We start from the raw sequence: 17,052 nt of genomic DNA, 5'->3' as shown, positions 1-17,052 counted from the left end.
CCATAATAGGAACATACGGAAAAGTCAGATTCAGGATTATCAATAGAAGATGAGAGGGACGACATCCATGAGCCATCCAGATGATACGAACAACGGGAACCAGACCCCCAATAACCAAGGTTCGGCCAAAGGCTGGCCCCAGAATGACCACGCAGACGGAACCGGCTCAGGGCCCGCAGCCTACCTGAATCAGCCTCAGCCAGGACAATCCGGCCATGCGCCGGCAGCTTCGGATCAGAGCGACGTGTACCATCCGATCAGCGAAGCCCAAAGACCTGCCGACGATTACCGCCGGGAACAGCCGTACCAAGGGCAGCCATACGGTCAACAGCCGCAGGGTCAACAGCCAGGCTACAACCAGCAACAGCCCTATGGTCAGCAGTACTACGGGCAGCAGCAGGCACCCTATGGTCAAGGCCCGAATCCCGGCCAGGCCAATGGTCAGCCCAATGGCGCAACCCCTCCGACTGGCTATGCGCCGGGCAACCCTTATCAATCGCCCGCGGGTTGGCCACAGGCCAGCTACCAACCCGGCCCCCAGGTCCCGCAGTATCCGGCCTACCCCTATGCGGATGCCGGATTCAACGGCGAGCCGCCACTGAACGCACCCTGGTACGGCATTGACTTCGTAAACGCTTGCAAGCGTTTCTTCGTCAAATATTCCGTCTTCTCCGGGAGGGCCTCCCGCGGGGAATTCTGGTGGGTTGTTCTCATGATCTTTTTCATCGACCTTGCGATCTCGATCATCACCTCAGGATCCATCTTTGTGGGACGGATTCTGTCCCTCCTGGTCACCCTTGGACTTTTCATACCCAATCTGGCTGTAGGCATACGGCGGCTTCACGACACCAACATGTCCGGCTACTGGATACTCCTGCCCTTTGCAAGCGAGCTGGTGGGCGCCATCCCTCTGGTCTTCGCCATCGTGGCTATTATTGACGGGCATCCGGGATCCTCGCTCTCCCTTCTTAGCTTGGGCGCATTGATCATGATCGCCGGAACCGTCGCCGGGATCATTCTGCTGGCCCGACCCAGCGATCCACGAGGAGCCCGTTTCGATCGCTGAGTCCAGCCAGCCCTTCGCCTTGGCCGATAGCAAGGCGAAGGGCAGAAGGTCTCAGAGCTCCACAGGAGGCTTGTTGGGATCCTCGGGCACATGGGCGAACTTGGCCTGCAGGGCTTCGCGGCTCTTGCGCTCGTCATCTTCCTTGGCCTTGCGCTTGGCCTCCTCGGGATCCCAGAGCACCTCCTGACGATGATGGTCCCACTCGGCACCTGCCAGAGGAGCCAGCAGGTCTGCGAAAGCCTCCGGATCATCCAATAATCCCAGCGCCTGGACGACATCCTCGCCGGACAGGAAAGCCCGGGGAATGCCCAGCCGCTCGTTGAGCTCATTGACATAGACCAGTATTGGCGCAGCGGCCGCAGCATGGTCAGGGTCAGCGCCTGCACGCTGAAGCAGATCACGGCAAATCATCAGGCTAGTGGCCAGGGCCCGGGCCACTCCCTCATTGTCCTGCGGAGATTTGGGGGATGTGCCCTGGTCATCCACGGATTGCTCGGCCTTGGCCACGCCGGCGGCCATATCCTGCTGCCGAGCCTGGTCCCAGCCGCTGCCCAAGGTTGCCGCCAAACCCGCAAGCATCTTGGACTGGTCTTCCTGCGCCTGTGCAGCCGCCTCGATGGCATCGTTGGCCGCCATGAGGGCATCCACCAGATCCTGGGGACGACCAGGAATGTCCTCAGCGCCCTCATAGACGTATTCAGCGTCGGGGATGGTCACATCCTCTCCCGTCATCAACTGCGCCAGCACCATGCTGATGCGCACCTGCAGGTCCTCCGCATACTTGGCGTCGTTGGCCAGATGTTCGGCATTCGTCAAGGGCCAAAGGTCTACCAGCCTGGCCCCCTGTTCAGCCGCCTGGGCCACGGCGGGCCGCCCGGCTATGGCCTCCAGGCTTCCCTCTACATCCACCATGATCATCACGCTCCTTCATCGGGTTCTCGGACAGTCATCCACGACAGTATCCTCAGCCATCCTAGGCCGTGCAAGCGGTCTTCACACGCCTGCCGCCGGGTCCGTGTAGGTGATTCCCAGCACTTTGCCGGTGTCGCAGTCCAGGGTGATGGAGGTCACCGAGGCCAGAGCGGTGGCTCGAAGGAACATATTGTGCTCGGGGTGACCGGTCTCCAAAAGATGACGGTAGGACCAGATGGGCGACTCATGCGAGACAGCCAGGATCTGCGCATCAGGATGGCTACGGACCACCTGCCGGACGAAATCCCCCACTCGCCGGGCGATCTGCCGATAGGACTCCCCCCAGCTGGGTCGGCGCAGGTCCAGGATCAGCCGCAGGTTGGAGGGCCGCCAGAGGGCCCCCTGCCCGCGTCCGATACGCTTGCCGCGGAATTCGTTGCCGGCCTCGATCAGACGACGGTCGTAGATAGGCTCCAATGGTTTCAAGCCATGATGGACACGAGCGGGGTTGATCTGCTCAAGCAGGATGGCTGTGGTCTCCCTGGTCCTGTCCAGCGGAGAGGAGTAAACGGCTTCCAGATCGCGCATGCCAGGAGCCTCGGCCATAAAACGGGCCGTCGCCTCGACCATGGCCCTGCCTCTGTCGGACAAATGGAATCCCGGCAATCGCTCATAGAGAATATGATCGGGATTATCAACCTGGCCATGACGGACGAAATGAATGGTCGTCGCAGGCACGACCCACCTCCCAAGCTCCCCGGCAGACCCGATAAGAGACCATGGCGGGGGGTAGAATTATCACTATCCCAATGGCACCCATCAGGCGCCGATATGGTTACCACTGTAGCAGTCCCCCAGCAGCCCTATATCCCTTTCATGCATCTGGAAGGTTCTGGGGAAAACATGCTTCGGGACTGCAAAACACTTAAGGAATGCGAGGTGAACAACCCATGCCACGGCAATTGAAAGCAGCTCTGGTCGAAGCCGGTCACAGGGTCTTCGGGGGATACTCGGCGCTCCTGCGACTGCCTCACACGGCACGGTTCGCAGTGGGGTCGGTTATCGCCTCCATGCCCTTCCCCATGGTGGGCATGACCATCACCATCTCGGTGCAGCACTACTACGGCAGCTACTCCTTGGCCGGAGCCCTGACCGCCATCCAGGCCGTGGCACTGGCCCTAGTCAGCCCCATGCTGGGCAAGATGGTCGACAAGTTCGGCCAGCGACAGGTCTCCATTCCCACTGTTCTGGTCTGGATCGTGGCCGCCACGGTCCTGATCACAGCCATCACCGCCCACGCTCCCGCCTGGGTGCTCTACCTGGTCACCCCCTTCATGGCGGCCATTCCGCCCTGGGGAGCCATGAGCCGTAGCCGGTGGACGCATCTGCTGCGCGGCGACCACCGAGCCACTAATCAGGCCCTGTCCCTGTCAGGGGTCTTCGACGAGGCCATGTGGGTGATCGGCAATCCTCTAGCCTCCATCCTGGCGGTCATTTCAGGCGTATTGGCCTTCTCCTTTACCGGGATCTGTGTGCTGGTGGGGGCCTTTATGTTCCTATCCTGCCGAGAGACCGAGCCGCCTTCGCAGACGGACATGGCCCGCGCCCAGGGCATCACCCGCAAGGAGTACCGGGAGCGTCAGGCTCAGCAGGTGGCTCGTCTGCGGGACCAGGAGGGTGGGAACAGCCGCAGCGGGGCCTTCTGGAGTGCTGGTATGATTGCCGTCTGCGCCACTTGGTTCGGCCTGGGAGCCTTCCAGAGCGCCGCATCCATCTCTATCATCGCCTTCGCCACCGAACAGGGTATGAAGCAGATGACCGGGTTCGTCTTCGCCTGCTTCTCCTTCAGCTCTCTGGCCGGCGCCCTGCTTTACGGTGCCAAGAACTGGACCATCCCCCTCTGGAAGCGTTTCTACTTCTGCCTATTGGTGGTCAACCTGGGCATCGGAACCTTCATGTTCGCCAGGAATCTGTGGACCATCATGATCATCTACCTGATCATCGGCGTCTGCCAGGCACCCACCTGGATCAACGGCAACCAGCTCATGCTCCACCTGGTGCCGCCCATCCGCTTCACCTGGTGCCGCCCATCCGCTTCACCGAAGGCATGGCTTGGCTGAGCGCCATGAATTCGATCGGATCCTCGGCGGGTTCGGCTGTGGCCGGGCAGTTCATCGACCGTTACGGATCCCAAGGCGGGTTCGGGGTGGTCACTGCTCTGGCCCTGACCTCGCTGGCCATCGCCTTTGTCGGCTTCCGGCAAATCCGCAATAGCACCGAGGAGCCCATTCTGACCGAACTGCCCGCCTGAGGGCGCAACGTAAGGCTTTTGCGCACAAGCGGCTCCCGCTACCTCGTGAGCACAGGATGAATGATTGAATGGGCTATCGTGCGTAGATTAATCGGACAACTGCTCAAGTTCGGCATCGTGGGCGTGATCGCCTTCCTGATCGACATCGGCATCATGAATCTGCTGATCATGGGGCCGCACCTGAACAATGTCCTAGCTGGGGCCATCTCCTTCCTGATCTCCCTGGTCTTCAACTATTTGGCCAGCATGCACTACGTCTTCAAACACCGGGAGGACATGGCCCGGTGGATGGAGATGGCGGTCTTTCTGGTCTCCTCGGTGATCGGCCTGGGGATCAACGAGGTGATCCTGTGGATGGGCACTGCCATGCTGCCGCCGGACGCCATCACCACCATGCACGCCCGTTACCTGCTCTACGCCAACATCGCCAAGATCACAGCCACCGTGGTGGTGGCCATCTGGAACTTCCTGATCCGCAAGTGGCTGCTGGATGCTCCCGCCCCCGGCAAGCCGGTCGACCCCCGTTCTGTGGCTCACCGTCTGGGGGCCTGGTCCCTGAGTCATCGTCCCTTCGGCTGGCGCTAAGCCAGCCGGCCCGGTCGAGGCTACTATGGGACGGGAATAGTCAGCCATCCGCCAGACGAACCGAATCATTCTGATTGGTCATGCCGGACGGACCGGAAAGGAAGCACCATGCCCGTCATCCACACCCATGTAAGCACACCCATCACTGCAGAACAGCGCGAACGGATCAAGACCGCCTACGGCAAGGCCATCACCGCTGTCCCTGGCAAGTCCGAGGGCTGGCTCATGTGCCCCTTCGAGTCGGACATGCCCATCTATTTCGGCGGTGACGACAGCAAGCCTGCAGCCTATGTCGAGGTCAACGTCTTCGGCAGCGACGTACCCAAGTCCGCCTGGGAAAGCTTGACCAAGACCATCATGGACACGCTGGAATCTGAGCTGTCCATCCCCAAGAACCGCACCTACATCCGCTATACGGCCACCACCGACTGGGGCTGGAATGGCGGCAATTTCTAGGCGAGTAATCCCCTGTAACGCATAAGGAGACCTTCCCGCGCATATACCTGCTGCGGGAAGGCCTCCTGCTTAAGCCCAGATCCCTATTGCAAAAAGAATCGTTATGGGATGGTAGATCAGATTTACTACTCGGCGACGACCTTGACCGTGAAAGCGGCCGAGATCTCGGGGTGCAGGGCCACAGTGGCCGGGAACTCGCCAGTGGTCTTGATGGTCTCCACCGAAATGGCTCGGGGATCCACATCGGCCAAGGGGCGAAGAGCCTGGGCGATGGCATCATTGGAGATGCCGCCGAAGAGCTTGCCTGAATCAGACACCTTGGCTGCGATCTCGACGGTCTGGCCATCGATGGCGGTCTTGGCTGCCACGGCATCCTCACGGGTGGCCATGGACTTGGCACGGCGTGCCCGCTGCAGGGACTCGATCTGTGCAGCTGCGCCCTTGGACCAGGCGAAAGCCAGTCCCTGGGGGATCAGGAAGTTGCGCGCATAGCCGGGCTTGACCCCGACAACGTCGCCCTTATGACCCAGATCGGTCACGGTATCGGTCAGAATTACCTTGGTTTCCTTTGCCATAATCCGGACCTCCCTCAGCGACCGTTGGTGGCGTAGGGCAGCAGGGCCATCTCGCGGGCGTTCTTGATAGCCTTGGAGATCTCGCGCTGCTCCTGGACGGTAACACCGGTGATGCGGCGGGAACGGATCTTGCCCCGGTCCGAGATGAACTTGCGCAGCAGAGCCACGTCCTTGTAATCAATGGTATGAATCTTGGCAGCCCTCAGAGGATTCGGCTTCTTCTTGAAGGGCTTGACCGGCGGTTGCGGCCTTTTACGTGACATTGGTACTCCTTAAATGAATGATGACGCTATGAAACTTCAGAATTCGGGATCGTCTCCAGAACCACCGAACTCGCCGGTGGACCCAAAGGATCCGAAGGAATCGCCGGATCCGGTCGATGACCAAGGATCCTGGGCCGGGGCCTGCTGGCTCTGCGCTGGCTGCTGACGACCCATAGGGGCCGATGCCGCGCCGGCGCCACCCTGGTAGGATGCCCCACCCTGGTAGCCGCCGTTGTTGGAGCCGGCGAAACCGCCGCGAGATCCTCCGCCACCGGTGTTGGCGTTCCTGGTGACCTGAGCGGTGTTCCGTGTCAGTGCAGGTCCGATCTCATCCAGACGCAGCTCCACAACCGTGCGGTTGTTGCCCTCACGATCCTGATAGGAGCGCTGCACTAGACGACCTTGGGCGATTACCCTCATGCCCTTAGTCAGACTGGCCTGAATGTTGGAAGCCATGGGACTGTAGGTGGAATCCCAAGCCGAGCAACGCATGAAGAGCGAGTCGCCGTCCTCCCATTGCCCCGAGTTCCTATTGAACTGTCTGGGCGTGGACGCGATGGTCAGGTTGGCCACCGTGCCTCCGTTGGAGGTCGTACGCACCTCCGGATCCGCAGTGAGATTGCCCACCACGGTGATGTATGTATCTCCCGCCATGTCACGACCTTTCCTCGGAGTGAGGACTTGGGAATGGGCCTCCTGGGGGCGAATCCCGCACCCTTGGACTTTCGACGCGAGGGCCGGACGTCAGCCGACGCTTCTATGTCCTTTTGCTGTTTGCTTACTTGTCATCCTTGCGAAGAATCTTGGTGCGGATGACGGACTCGTTCAGGTTGAGCACACGATCGAGCTCAGCGCTGGCGGAGGGCTCGCAGGTGTACTCGACCACCACGTAGTTGCCTTCCTTGTGCTTGTCGATCTCGTAGGCCAGCTTGCGACGACCCCAGACATCGATGTTGTCGACGGAGCCGCCTTCCTTGGTGACCACCTCGAGATACTGGTCGGTCAGCTTCTTCAGCGAGCGCTCATCCATGGCCGGATCGGCAATGAACATCAATTCATACTTATGCGCAGACATCACCCACCTCCTTTGGACTTACAGGTCACGGACCTTCCGTGACAGGAGGGTGTAGCAGATTACCAGATCTGGCTGTCCAAAGTCAGGACAGCCACCCAGTAACTTATTAAGAATATACACTAGTCCCGACCTTGTCTCAGAAACAAAGCAGCAAGCTACACTCAGTGCCCCTGGATCTTGTAACGACGCTCAGTTTCTTCTTTGGCGGGCCTCCACCAATACTGATGCGAGGCGTACCAATCGATCGTATCCCTGAGACCGTGCCGAAAATCATGGTGTCGAGGCCTCCAACCCAATTCCGACTGGATTCGGCTGGAGTCCAAGGCATAACGCCGATCCACCCCCGGCCTGTTAGGTACTCTGTCGAAGGCATCAGGTTCCTGTCCCATCTCCTCTAGGATCATGGCTAGAACCTCCCGATTGCTGTATTCGTTATCCGCACTTATCAGATAGGTGGATCCCAATATCCCCCGGGTCAGAACGGTCCAAATAGCTTCACAGTTGTCCTGAACGTGAATCCAATCACGGGACTCCCGCCCTTCGCCATAGAGGCGGGGACGAATCCCTGCGAGAATATTGGTGATCTGACGGGGAATGAACTTCTCCACATGCTGGCGCGGTCCATAGTTATTAGAACAGTTGGAGATAGTCACCCGAGTCCCATAGGTACGCCACCAGGCCCTGACTAGATGGTCCGAAGCTGCTTTGCTAGCCGAGTATGGACTGGAAGGCCTGTAAGGACTTGATTCGTCGAAACGCCTGGAGTCACCAAAATCTAAATCGCCATAGACTTCATCCGTAGAAATATGGTGAAAGCGCAAATCATGTCGACGAACAGCTTGAAGAAGGATATAGGTGCCCTGGATGTTGGTTTTGATGAAGGGATCGGGAGATTGAATGGCGTTGTCGTTATGGGACTCGGCTGCAAAGTGAACGACGGTATCGATTCCGTATTCGCTGATAGCCCTCTCTACGGCTCCAGGATCGCAGATATCGCCCTTGACCAGAAAAGGGCCATTTGGACCCGTATCGGGAAGGCTACCAGGAATGGCCGCATAAGTAAGGGCGTCAAAGACCACAATCCTTGTGTTGGGATGGTGCTGGCCGACCCAACGCACGAAGTTGCTCCCAATGAATCCCGCCCCGCCAGTAACCATGAGGTTGCAGGGGCAAATCTGATCACTCCCTATGCCGACCATGGTGGTCATTCGCTACCTATCTTGGACCCGGGTTTTCCATCTCTCTCGGAAGAATAGGGAATCACCTTCATGCCGCTATTGGCGAAAATTCGCTGCCAAGTATCAAGAGAGGCCAGGCCGTAATCACGATATTGGGCCGAAATTTCTTTCCAGTGCTTCCTGATAGTCAAAGCCAAACGGCAACCCTGACCCATCAGACGACGGAATTCGCTGTTGTCCCGTTTAAGCCAGGCTACCGAATCGCCATCTGGCGAAGTGACTAAGGCCGAATCTATGCCATCGAAAGCCACCCAGGTCCAAGCTGCGTCCTGAGCTGCTATGGAAGTGTCAGGCTGCTGGTCTCTTGTGGCGTCACGGTCAGTCAACACGGACTTGGCAAGGAGCTTTAACGCCACCAACATCCGATGTTTCCTACTCTGTGGCCGTTTACGCGGGGGTACGGTCTCATGATCAGGAGCCGGTAGAGACCAGAGATCCTTGGTAGTCTGCGCATCAGTGAAGCCCGCCCTGAGGCGGCGTACCTGGTCTAGCTTGGTGGAGAAAGTCTCAACGATATATTGCGGCCCTCTCAAAAGATCCTGAAGCGCCAAGTTGCGCAGAGCCATAGCTGAATAGGTAAAGCGCAGCCCCAGACTAGCATCCCCATACAAGGTTTCCGTCATGATTCGAGATACAGGCAACTCAGGTTCTAAGAGAAGGGCGGCCAACCACCGGTTGCGCTCCGTGTAGTACTCCTCCCAAGTACGCGCCGGATCCTTCTCATGCCAAGCTTGATGCCAGACCGCAACTCCCGGAAGACAGACCGTGGGATAGCCGGCATGCTGTGCCCGAAGACAAAACTCAACATCGTCAAATTTAATGAAGACCGGTAGGGAGAGACCAATTTCCCTGATGACACTGATTGGTATCAGGCACATCCACCACCCATTGAAGTCCTCGTCAATACGCTGATGGCGTTCAGGGCAATCACGAAGAGGCTCCAAGGCGAAATCATGGTTGTAACCCAGCCCTTGAGAAGGCTCCATCCACATACGTTTCCAGTTCAGCCGCTCCCCCTGAGTGTAGAGGACGGTCCGGTTGTCTAGGTGGAACATGCCTCCACCGACCAGCATGGGCTTGCATGCATAGTCGGCGAACTGAACTGCACGAAGGATAGACTCCGGCTCACTAATGGCATCGTCATCCAGGAGGAGGACGTAGTCGGACCGACCGGCTTTGAGCGTCTCATACATGCCCCTCGAAAATCCGCCTGACCCTCCCAGATTCCGTTGGCGCATATAAGTCAGCTGGTCACCCAGAGACTGTGCCACGGCTCCGTACCCTTCTTGGTCACTGACGAATTCATTACCTTGGTCAGTGCAGTATATAGTATCCAATCGGCTACGGAGCTCAGTAGCAGCAGCGAGGTCCTGCAGCTGCCGCAAGCAATAGGGGGCGCGGTTAAAGGTAGTAATAGCGACGGATACACTGGTCTGGCGGGATGCGGTCCTGGCACGAATGGGTACTTGCCAGTCCGCATCCTTGATGGTCAAGGTATCACCCTTGCTGGCTTGTGCTTCCAGCCAGCAGTAACCGCCGTCAACCAGACCAGTCATAGATATGTCCAGGGCAATGTGTTCTCCCTGTTCCGTCTGTCCATCCTGCTCGATCCGGACAGAACCGGCAGAGGTGAAGATACCCCGACCATTGGATTTCATGACTCGGACCTCACCGCGGCCCCAAACCATCAGGGTCAGCCTGACGGTATCGACTCTGGTCCAACGACGCCAGTAACCGGCTGGGAAGGCGTTGAAGAAAGTGCAGAGTGAGATCCGCCCACCGGCGTGGATACGCAGAGATCGCCTGGAGAGAAGGTCGAAGTCATTGGTGGTCACGCCTGCGCCGGTCCGCGTTAGAGCCTGGCCCACCAGCCGTTGATATTCAGACTGATTCATAGCATTCAGCCTGATGCGCTTCACATCCGTCCGTGGATCCATAACCGTATTCGACAGGTGCGAAGGTGACCAGTCAATGGCATACAAAGGAAGCACCTGTTCCTGGTCACGCTCGGGAAAGACCACCCGGACCACACTTTCAAAACCTGTGTCTGCCATCTCTTGAACCTTCATGGGTCAAATACCTTCCCGCGGCACAGCCGCCGAATCGCCTCAAAATCATCCTATCCCGAGCACGAAGACGGGAATCACCCATCCACTTCGTCCACCTGGTCAGGGTCCAGGGCAGCTATGGTCAGTGCCCGATCGCTGAGGAGAGCATACTCTCCATTCCGCTTATTTCGTATAACAAAGTCACAGGCGTTCTCGTCCAGCGCCACCCCCACAGCGTCCGTCCCATGAGGATCGTTGGGATTGGGAGTGCGCAAAGACGTAATCAAACGGAACTCACCATTGTTAAAAACGTTCAGCGGAAGCTCGAAGTGAACGATCTGGTGGCCGTGGCGGCGCATACGCATAGTTTTTGGGCCTGTATCATAGGTAATGCCTCCCCGCCTGATGTCGTGCAGAGCTACAGCTAGATAGAAATCACCTGGCTGGTCGTACTGGTACTCGACATCGAACTTGAAAACGCCAGTACCGTCACTCACCTGCGGGGAAACTGGAATGGTCCTCAGAATAGGACAGCGATCGTTCAACCCGTTGGCGTAGCCTCCACGCTGAATCTGCATCTCGTGCTCCGCTGTACGCTCAGCTTCCAAATTAGCCAAGGTGTACTTATGAGAAACGGTCTCTGGATCTCCTAGTGCTTCCACCCGCCCGTCGGCGATCATCATGGCTCGGGTACAGTATTTCTTGACTGAACCCATATCATGAGTGACGAGGATGACAGTTTTTGTAGGGTCTTTCTTGATTTCAGTGAAATAATCATCGCACTTGCGCTGGAAAGCCTCATCCCCCACAGCCAGGACCTCATCCAGAACCAGGATATCCCCCTGGGCCTTGATGGCCACGGAAAAAGCCAAGCGGACCTGCATGCCAGAGGAATAGTTCTTAAGTTTCTGGTCCATGAAGTCATCAAGTTCAGCGAACTCAACGATGTCATCGTACATGGCATCCACTTGATCTCTGGTGAACCCGAGCAGGGCTCCGTTCAGGTAGACGTTCTCACGGCCAGTCAGTTCCGGGTTAAACCCTACACCCAGCTCGATGAAGGGGACCAGCTTGCCGACCACGTGGATGGAACCGTGCTCGGGGTAATAAATCTGCGAAATCAGCTTGAGCAGAGTAGATTTGCCGCCACCGTTACGCCCGACAATGCCGAAGAACTCCCCCTGATGAACCTCAAAGCTGATGTCCTGAAGAACCTGCTGCTTCTTATAACCTTTGATGCCCTTGGTCCAGTTAATGAATGCCTGTTTGAGACCAGTGGCCTGCTCTGTGGGGAGCTTAAAGTACTTGGAAACATGATCAACGGAAAGAACCACTGGTGCCTGTTGATAACGTTGCAGGACTTCTTCGTAGGTTTGATCATCGCTAGACATCACATGACCTCCGCGAATTTGCGACTGTTACGGCGGAACAGCCAGATACTAAACCAAAGCAGACCTAGGGTAATCACCAAGGGAATCATCATAATCCAAAAGCTGTGAAACTGGTTCCATATAGTAGGCTGAGTCTCAGGCGCAATGAAGTTGTGGCGGATGTCCTGAATGGATTGGGCTATGGGGTTAATCAACTCCAACCGAGCCAGAAAGGCCAGCCTGCCCCCACGATCAGTCACGTACTTCAGGGGGTAGATAATGGGCATAGCATAGAAAATCAGCTGCTGAAGCACTTCCCAAATGTGGGCGATATCGCGGTAGTAAACATACATGGTTGCCATGATCAACGTCATGGCCAGAGTGACCACGTAGAGCTCAGCCACATTGATCGGCAGGAAGATGATTCGCCAAGTGAAGTGAACCCTGCTGAAAAGAGCAAAGACAAGAACCACAACAAGGTTTATGGCATAGGAAATCATCGCCCCAATCGTGGCTGAAACTACCACGATATAGTTAGGAAAATGTATCTTGCGCAGAAGGTCACCGCGGTCTACCACGGAGCGTAGGCCCACATTCGTGGATTCAGTCACAAACTGCCAGGAGCTGATGCCCAGCAACAGGACAACCGGATAAGTCGCTGTTCCGTCTGACATACGCAGGAATCTGGCAAAAACCAGATACATGACGCAAAAAAGCATAAGCGGCTTGAGTACCGACCAGGCGATGCCCAGGAAAGAACCCTGGTACCGCAGCTTGAAATCAGTCTTTACCAAGCCGCGCAGCACGGTCAGCGCATACCCGTATCGGTCCCTGATCTTTTGCACAAGTTGTTTCACGTTCATTTCCTATCGACGACCGCACCACCATACTTCAGCACTCGGCCTGACATGCTATGAAACACTATTCACAGAAGGCGAATTTTCAGTCCATCTTCAGATATTTGCGCCAGAATCCCTGAGAGGTCAGCCGTGCACGATCATGGGCATAGTCGCGGCTAATCCTCTTGATATTGGCCCTATAATAGCGCAAATCCCTGGCATAGCGCTTCTTAATCCTGGCATACCGTTCAGGATCTTTAACACGTACAGCGCCCTTGCGGTTGTACCAATCCAGAACGATAAGTTTGTTTTTGCCGCGAATCGCCCCCGCCGGATAAACCCAGCCAAGCAGAGGAATGACTGCATAACCCTTTCCTTGGGTCTTAAGATAGCGCTGCCCATTATCGGTTACATAGTCCTCCAAGCGCTCCAGCGTGGTGCGAGGCTTGTTCCCATCAATCAATTGACGGTCGATTTGATTTAATCTGAGCCCCTTCGTTTCCGGATCCGCATCCAGCTGTCGTTGCAACTGATCGAAGTCCACCAGCTGCTCCTTGACACGATTCGCCCGGAGGAAGGTCTCTTCCGCCTTCCCTATTTGGCTGAAGAAACCTGGCCCTTTGAGAAAATCTTCGAAGGCATCCAAACAAAGTTCGGCATTCTGATAACCGAACTTCTTCAGCTCCAACCGAATGTTGTTATGAAGCTCGCGCATGAAGTCAGAACTCTGGGCGACCCCGGTGGTCGCTTGGGCAATCATGGTATTACGAGTTGTCTGATACCGTTCTACGGCGGCGTTGTAACGCTCATGGAAGGACATATGCCAGATACACAGACCGTTCATTGTAATGAAGGGCGTCTTACAGCGCATTCCGTACTCTGCATCATCGGAACGCACGAAGAACGGCAGAGGCAAACCATTCTTGTCTATGACCGACAGAGGAATGCAGCAGTACCACCAAGCTGCATAAAGATTGGCCTTCATAACTTTGGTGGGTTTGAAGAGCTCATTGTAAATCAAATCTTCAAAGAGCACTAGACGCAGACCAGGCTTGCAGGGGGAAAAAGTACCTTCAGGCGTCATGTACCCGATGTCCTCCCATTGGTCCTCGCCTACCTCATAATTGAGCATGGCACCACTGATCATGGCCTTTTCGTAGCCTGGCTTGAGGATTCTCAGAAGGTTGTAGGTCCGCTTGATGCTTTCGGGAGACACATCCACATCATCATCCATGAGCAGGATGTTGGTGGCCCTGGGTTTCTGATCCATAGCAGCCAACATTCCCCGGGTAAAACCGCCTGCCCCGCCCACGTTGTCATTTGGAATGATCCGTATCCGTTCGCTGGTCAGAGCTGGAGCATCCAATGTACGGCCATTATCAATGACATACATATGGAAGTGATCCGCAATGTCTTCACCGGATTCAACAATCTTTTTACGAACAAGACCGATATTGTGAGTGATGTAGCTCTCCTTCTTAAAGGTAGTGGTAGCCAGGGCCAGTTCCACTGACCGCTCATCGCCCTCATAATCCAGGGCATAGTATCCATTACGGATATAAACCTGCCCCTGAGTCTCGATGCTAAACCCGATCAGGACCATATCGTCTGTCACCTTCAATGGAATATCCAGATCCTGCCAAGTATCAGATGCCTCAACATGGAATTCGACCTCCTTGACGGGCACAGGGTGCACAGCAAAGGCATCGCCCATGGTTTGCATAACCGTGCAGTCGGCACCTCGTAGCTCCAGGTGCAGGGTATACCCAGTGGACCGAGTGTAACGCCGGAGCTTCATAACAGATAAGGAATTGAAGTATGTGTTGAAATCATAGAGCCCCGCTCTGTACATAGCCCATTCGCCCTCATGATCGTCGTAAATCACCGGCTGATCAGAACGGCAGTAAAGGTCTGGGTAGGACACTGACCTCTGGTTGGCCTCCAAAATAATGTTGGCAAATTTCATGGTTGGCATACCTGTAGGCACCTCGTCTCAACAACCGAATTCATGCTTTACATTCGAAAAACATACATACGAATAATAACCCTAGGTCAAAACCCTCGATCATCTACACAAAGAGGAACCAGGAATAGACATCCCACCACAGTGAGGTTCCCTCAACAGCTTGAAGTTGGAGGAGGTTGAGGATAACCCCCAGAGCCATTCCAGCTGTGACCAATCCAATCATCACGCGCGAAAGCTCAGTAAATGCTCCAAGACATTCTGCACAGTCAGTTTCACCAGTCGAAACCACGTTTTTGGGCACATCTATTTTCCGCTCACTGTCAATGGACATAAACAGCATTGCAAAAAGAAGCATTAAAGCCCAACCCCAATCCACAAGATAACGTGCATCGTATCCAACCGCATGCACGTCGAAAAAGAAAACGACTACAGCATAAAAGCCTAAGAACCAGCAGAGTGAACTCACCCGATGCGTTTTCAGGCAGACACGCCATTTCGGCAACAAAAAAAGAATCAACGCAAAGGGAGCAATAGTGGTTAGATAACCGCCATAACTGTTCTGCATGGGTGCCCAAAGGGGGAGTGGCTGTGGTGTCTTAGCCACAAGGGGGAAGAAAGTAGAAATGACAGGGGGCTGCAGAAAATAGAGGAAAATCATAGGGAAAAGCTGGGTATAAGGAAGGCTGGAGTTGGGCATATCAAACCCGGTTAAATTATAATTCGACCCAAAATCCAGATAAGACCCGAAGCGTACCTTGTTATAGGCCAAGAGCGGTGCGAAAACCAGAAGAACAGGTAATAAGGCACAGGCCCATACTCCAGCCTCTCTAGCCAGCCCACGGACTCCTGTCCGTCCCTGCAACCAAAGACCGCGTATCTCCTCCCAGAAGAGGGGGATGGCCACAATAGCAGCCAGCATGAATTGAGGGCGACATCCCAAGGTCATTGCCATTGCCAAAGAACCCAAAGCCAACCAAGCCTTATTAAGACCTGACAATTTGGACTGTACCCAACAAGAAATAGCTATTAGGACAAAAGCCCGAGCCATGGTCTGAGGAATCTGGTAAAAGAGTCTCACCGGCACTAAGTTTATGATCTGTAGACCCATGAAAATAGCACAACTAATCAACATAACTGCACCCAGACTGCAAGATGACTTCGACCGAGAGAAAAGGCGAGCAATCTGAATGGCCACCACCATAGACATTATGGTGTTAATCAAAGCCAGGATTAAGATGGCAGAGCCCACCGATAGCTCGGCTCCAGTAATCATCTTAAATGGAGCAAACATAAAGAGCGCAGGAAGTACTCCGAAATAGCTGTAGTATTTTCCCGATTTAAAGGCCGTATCGAAAAGAATCGGCGTCCGATCTCTGCCTGTCGCTGCGATCTGAGTCCTCGCCCAAGTATCATAGGGGTTCGAGAGCGCCGCTAAATCTTTGTTGACCGGCATGTCTAAAGCAACGTGACCGTTGATGAGCGCATCAGCCATATGGTTATATTGGCCGTTGTCGAAAAATTGGCCGTTACCTAGCCGGTCAAGCCCGATGGGCGTATCGCTGCCACCGGCTATTAACCACAATTTGATCACAGCGCATATTTCGATGATCAGAAGAATAAACATTCCGGCCCAACAGACTATATCTCCAGAGGCCAATCGACGCCTATAAAGAGGGGAATTCGGTCGGAAACAGATGATCAGCAAAACCAAGACTGCTTCTAGGGCTACTCTCGGCCAAGATAAGCGAAAAGGTACACGAGGATTAACAGTGAAAGAGGGGATTGTAAACGTGTCATTGACATTGGCTTTATATATCAACCGAACATTAGTGGCACCGCCACCAATGTGTGAATACCTGGTCATCTCATTGTCAGGAGAGAACATAATAGGGGCCGTGGAATGGTACCAGCCGCTCTCGGTTGGCTTCTTAGTACTAGTAGTCCAGCTCAAGCTCTTAGCATCCGAACTTAAGCTACGTTGCTGCCTGCCAGTGCCCGGATTGAGATACAAGTATTCTATTTGATCAGAGGCTGAAATATCCATCCAAGCCTGCGCAGGGTCAGTAACCCTGGCCTTTCCATCCCCTATCTGAACCAAACCTGGACCCAGACCCTCATTGACAGCCTGGACGGGCATGGCGTTACGTGTCAACCAATAAGGCAGATTGAAGATGAAAACCTCTGCCGAAAAAGCTAGAAACACACACAATATGGGTACTAGTTGCTGCCGGATCAGAGTCCGTACCAAAAAAGTAGTCTTCGACCTTGGCAAATGCATAATGCGACATGATAGCCTTAGGGCACAACCATCGAAAGCAAGCTGGCAGGCGGGCGGTCAGATGCTGCTG

15 protein-coding genes and 1 pseudogene are annotated in these 17,052 nt (G+C 55.3%); 4 read left to right on the top strand and 12 right to left on the bottom strand.

Features of this window, described 5'->3' with window-relative positions; all coding sequences use genetic code 11:
- Positions 1 to 67 precede the first annotated feature (67 nt).
- Positions 68 to 1,066, top strand: coding sequence for a DUF805 domain-containing protein (locus J3T92_RS06275; protein ID WP_267400530.1), 999 nt, complete (start codon positions 68 to 70; stop codon positions 1,064 to 1,066).
- A gap of 51 nt (positions 1,067 to 1,117) precedes the next feature.
- Here J3T92_RS06275 and J3T92_RS06270 read toward each other — a convergent pair whose 3' ends face one another.
- Both J3T92_RS06270 and J3T92_RS06265 read right to left on the bottom strand, forming a co-directional pair.
- The gene (locus J3T92_RS06270; RefSeq protein ID WP_267400528.1) at positions 1,118 to 1,978 is read right to left on the bottom strand and encodes a hypothetical protein; all 861 of its coding nucleotides are present in this window, start codon (positions 1,976 to 1,978) and stop codon (positions 1,118 to 1,120) included.
- Between the two features lie 81 nt (positions 1,979 to 2,059).
- Positions 2,060 to 2,716 carry a histidine phosphatase family protein gene (locus J3T92_RS06265; RefSeq protein ID WP_267400526.1) on the bottom strand — a complete coding sequence of 219 codons (657 nt, stop codon included), beginning with the start codon at positions 2,714 to 2,716 and terminating at the stop codon, positions 2,060 to 2,062.
- Positions 2,717 to 2,928: 212 nt separating this feature from the next.
- On the opposite strand from J3T92_RS06265, the pseudogene J3T92_RS06260 reads away from it, so the two are divergent.
- From J3T92_RS06260 to J3T92_RS06250, 3 genes and pseudogenes are all read left to right on the top strand, one after another.
- Positions 2,929 to 4,289 (top strand): annotated as a pseudogene (locus tag J3T92_RS06260) (MFS transporter).
- 78 nt (positions 4,290 to 4,367) lie between these two features.
- Complete coding sequence (locus J3T92_RS06255; protein ID WP_267400614.1) at positions 4,368 to 4,874, top strand: GtrA family protein; 507 nt, start codon at positions 4,368 to 4,370, stop codon at positions 4,872 to 4,874.
- Positions 4,875 to 4,982: 108 nt separating this feature from the next.
- Complete coding sequence (locus tag J3T92_RS06250) at positions 4,983 to 5,330, top strand: phenylpyruvate tautomerase MIF-related protein (protein ID WP_101431892.1); 348 nt, start codon at positions 4,983 to 4,985, stop codon at positions 5,328 to 5,330.
- Between the two features lie 125 nt (positions 5,331 to 5,455).
- Here the strand turns inward: J3T92_RS06250 and rplI are convergent, their stop codons facing one another.
- The 10 genes from rplI to J3T92_RS06200 all read right to left on the bottom strand — a co-directional run bounded on the left by rplI (position 5,456) and on the right by J3T92_RS06200 (position 16,328).
- Entirely contained in the window at positions 5,456 to 5,905 is a 450-nt protein-coding gene (gene rplI, locus J3T92_RS06245; protein WP_144085287.1) for a 50S ribosomal protein L9, read from the bottom strand.
- Between the two features lie 14 nt (positions 5,906 to 5,919).
- Positions 5,920 to 6,168, bottom strand: a complete 249-nt coding sequence (rpsR, locus tag J3T92_RS06240; RefSeq protein WP_015021310.1) for a 30S ribosomal protein S18 — start codon at positions 6,166 to 6,168, stop codon at positions 5,920 to 5,922.
- A gap of 36 nt (positions 6,169 to 6,204) precedes the next feature.
- Positions 6,205 to 6,822 (bottom strand): single-stranded DNA-binding protein, encoded by a 618-nt coding sequence (locus J3T92_RS06235; protein ID WP_045923912.1) that lies wholly within the window; start codon positions 6,820 to 6,822, stop codon positions 6,205 to 6,207.
- Positions 6,823 to 6,946: 124 nt separating this feature from the next.
- On the bottom strand, positions 6,947 to 7,243 hold the full coding sequence (rpsF, locus tag J3T92_RS06230; protein WP_015021308.1) for a 30S ribosomal protein S6: 297 nt from the start codon (positions 7,241 to 7,243) through the stop codon (positions 6,947 to 6,949).
- A gap of 161 nt (positions 7,244 to 7,404) precedes the next feature.
- A complete protein-coding gene (gene rfbB / locus J3T92_RS06225) occupies positions 7,405 to 8,451 on the bottom strand; it encodes a dTDP-glucose 4,6-dehydratase (protein WP_267400495.1) in 1,047 nt (348 codons plus the stop codon).
- Positions 8,448 to 10,535: a glycosyltransferase gene (locus J3T92_RS06220; protein ID WP_267400493.1), complete on the bottom strand. Its 2,088-nt coding sequence runs from the start codon at positions 10,533 to 10,535 to the stop codon at positions 8,448 to 8,450. Before J3T92_RS06220 ends, rfbB begins: the two co-directional genes overlap by 4 nt.
- Before the next feature lie 89 nt (positions 10,536 to 10,624).
- Positions 10,625 to 11,920: an ABC transporter ATP-binding protein gene (locus J3T92_RS06215; RefSeq protein WP_267400491.1), complete on the bottom strand. Its 1,296-nt coding sequence runs from the start codon at positions 11,918 to 11,920 to the stop codon at positions 10,625 to 10,627.
- On the bottom strand, positions 11,920 to 12,762 hold the full coding sequence (locus tag J3T92_RS06210; RefSeq protein WP_372338661.1) for an ABC transporter permease: 843 nt from the start codon (positions 12,760 to 12,762) through the stop codon (positions 11,920 to 11,922). The genes J3T92_RS06215 and J3T92_RS06210 overlap by 1 nt, the downstream gene beginning before the upstream one ends.
- Positions 12,763 to 12,841: 79 nt before the next feature.
- Complete coding sequence (locus J3T92_RS06205) at positions 12,842 to 14,713, bottom strand: glycosyltransferase family 2 protein (RefSeq protein WP_267400487.1); 1,872 nt, start codon at positions 14,711 to 14,713, stop codon at positions 12,842 to 12,844.
- A gap of 94 nt (positions 14,714 to 14,807) precedes the next feature.
- Positions 14,808 to 16,328 (bottom strand): hypothetical protein, encoded by a 1,521-nt coding sequence (locus J3T92_RS06200; RefSeq protein WP_267400485.1) that lies wholly within the window; start codon positions 16,326 to 16,328, stop codon positions 14,808 to 14,810.
- Positions 16,329 to 17,052 lie beyond the last annotated feature (724 nt).

The organism is Bifidobacterium sp. B4081, assembly GCF_026537335.1.
Classification (GTDB): Bacteria; Actinomycetota; Actinomycetes; order Actinomycetales; family Bifidobacteriaceae; genus Bombiscardovia.
The sequence above is the reverse complement of the archived record's forward strand: the minus strand, read 5'-3'. Positions and strand labels throughout refer to the sequence as shown.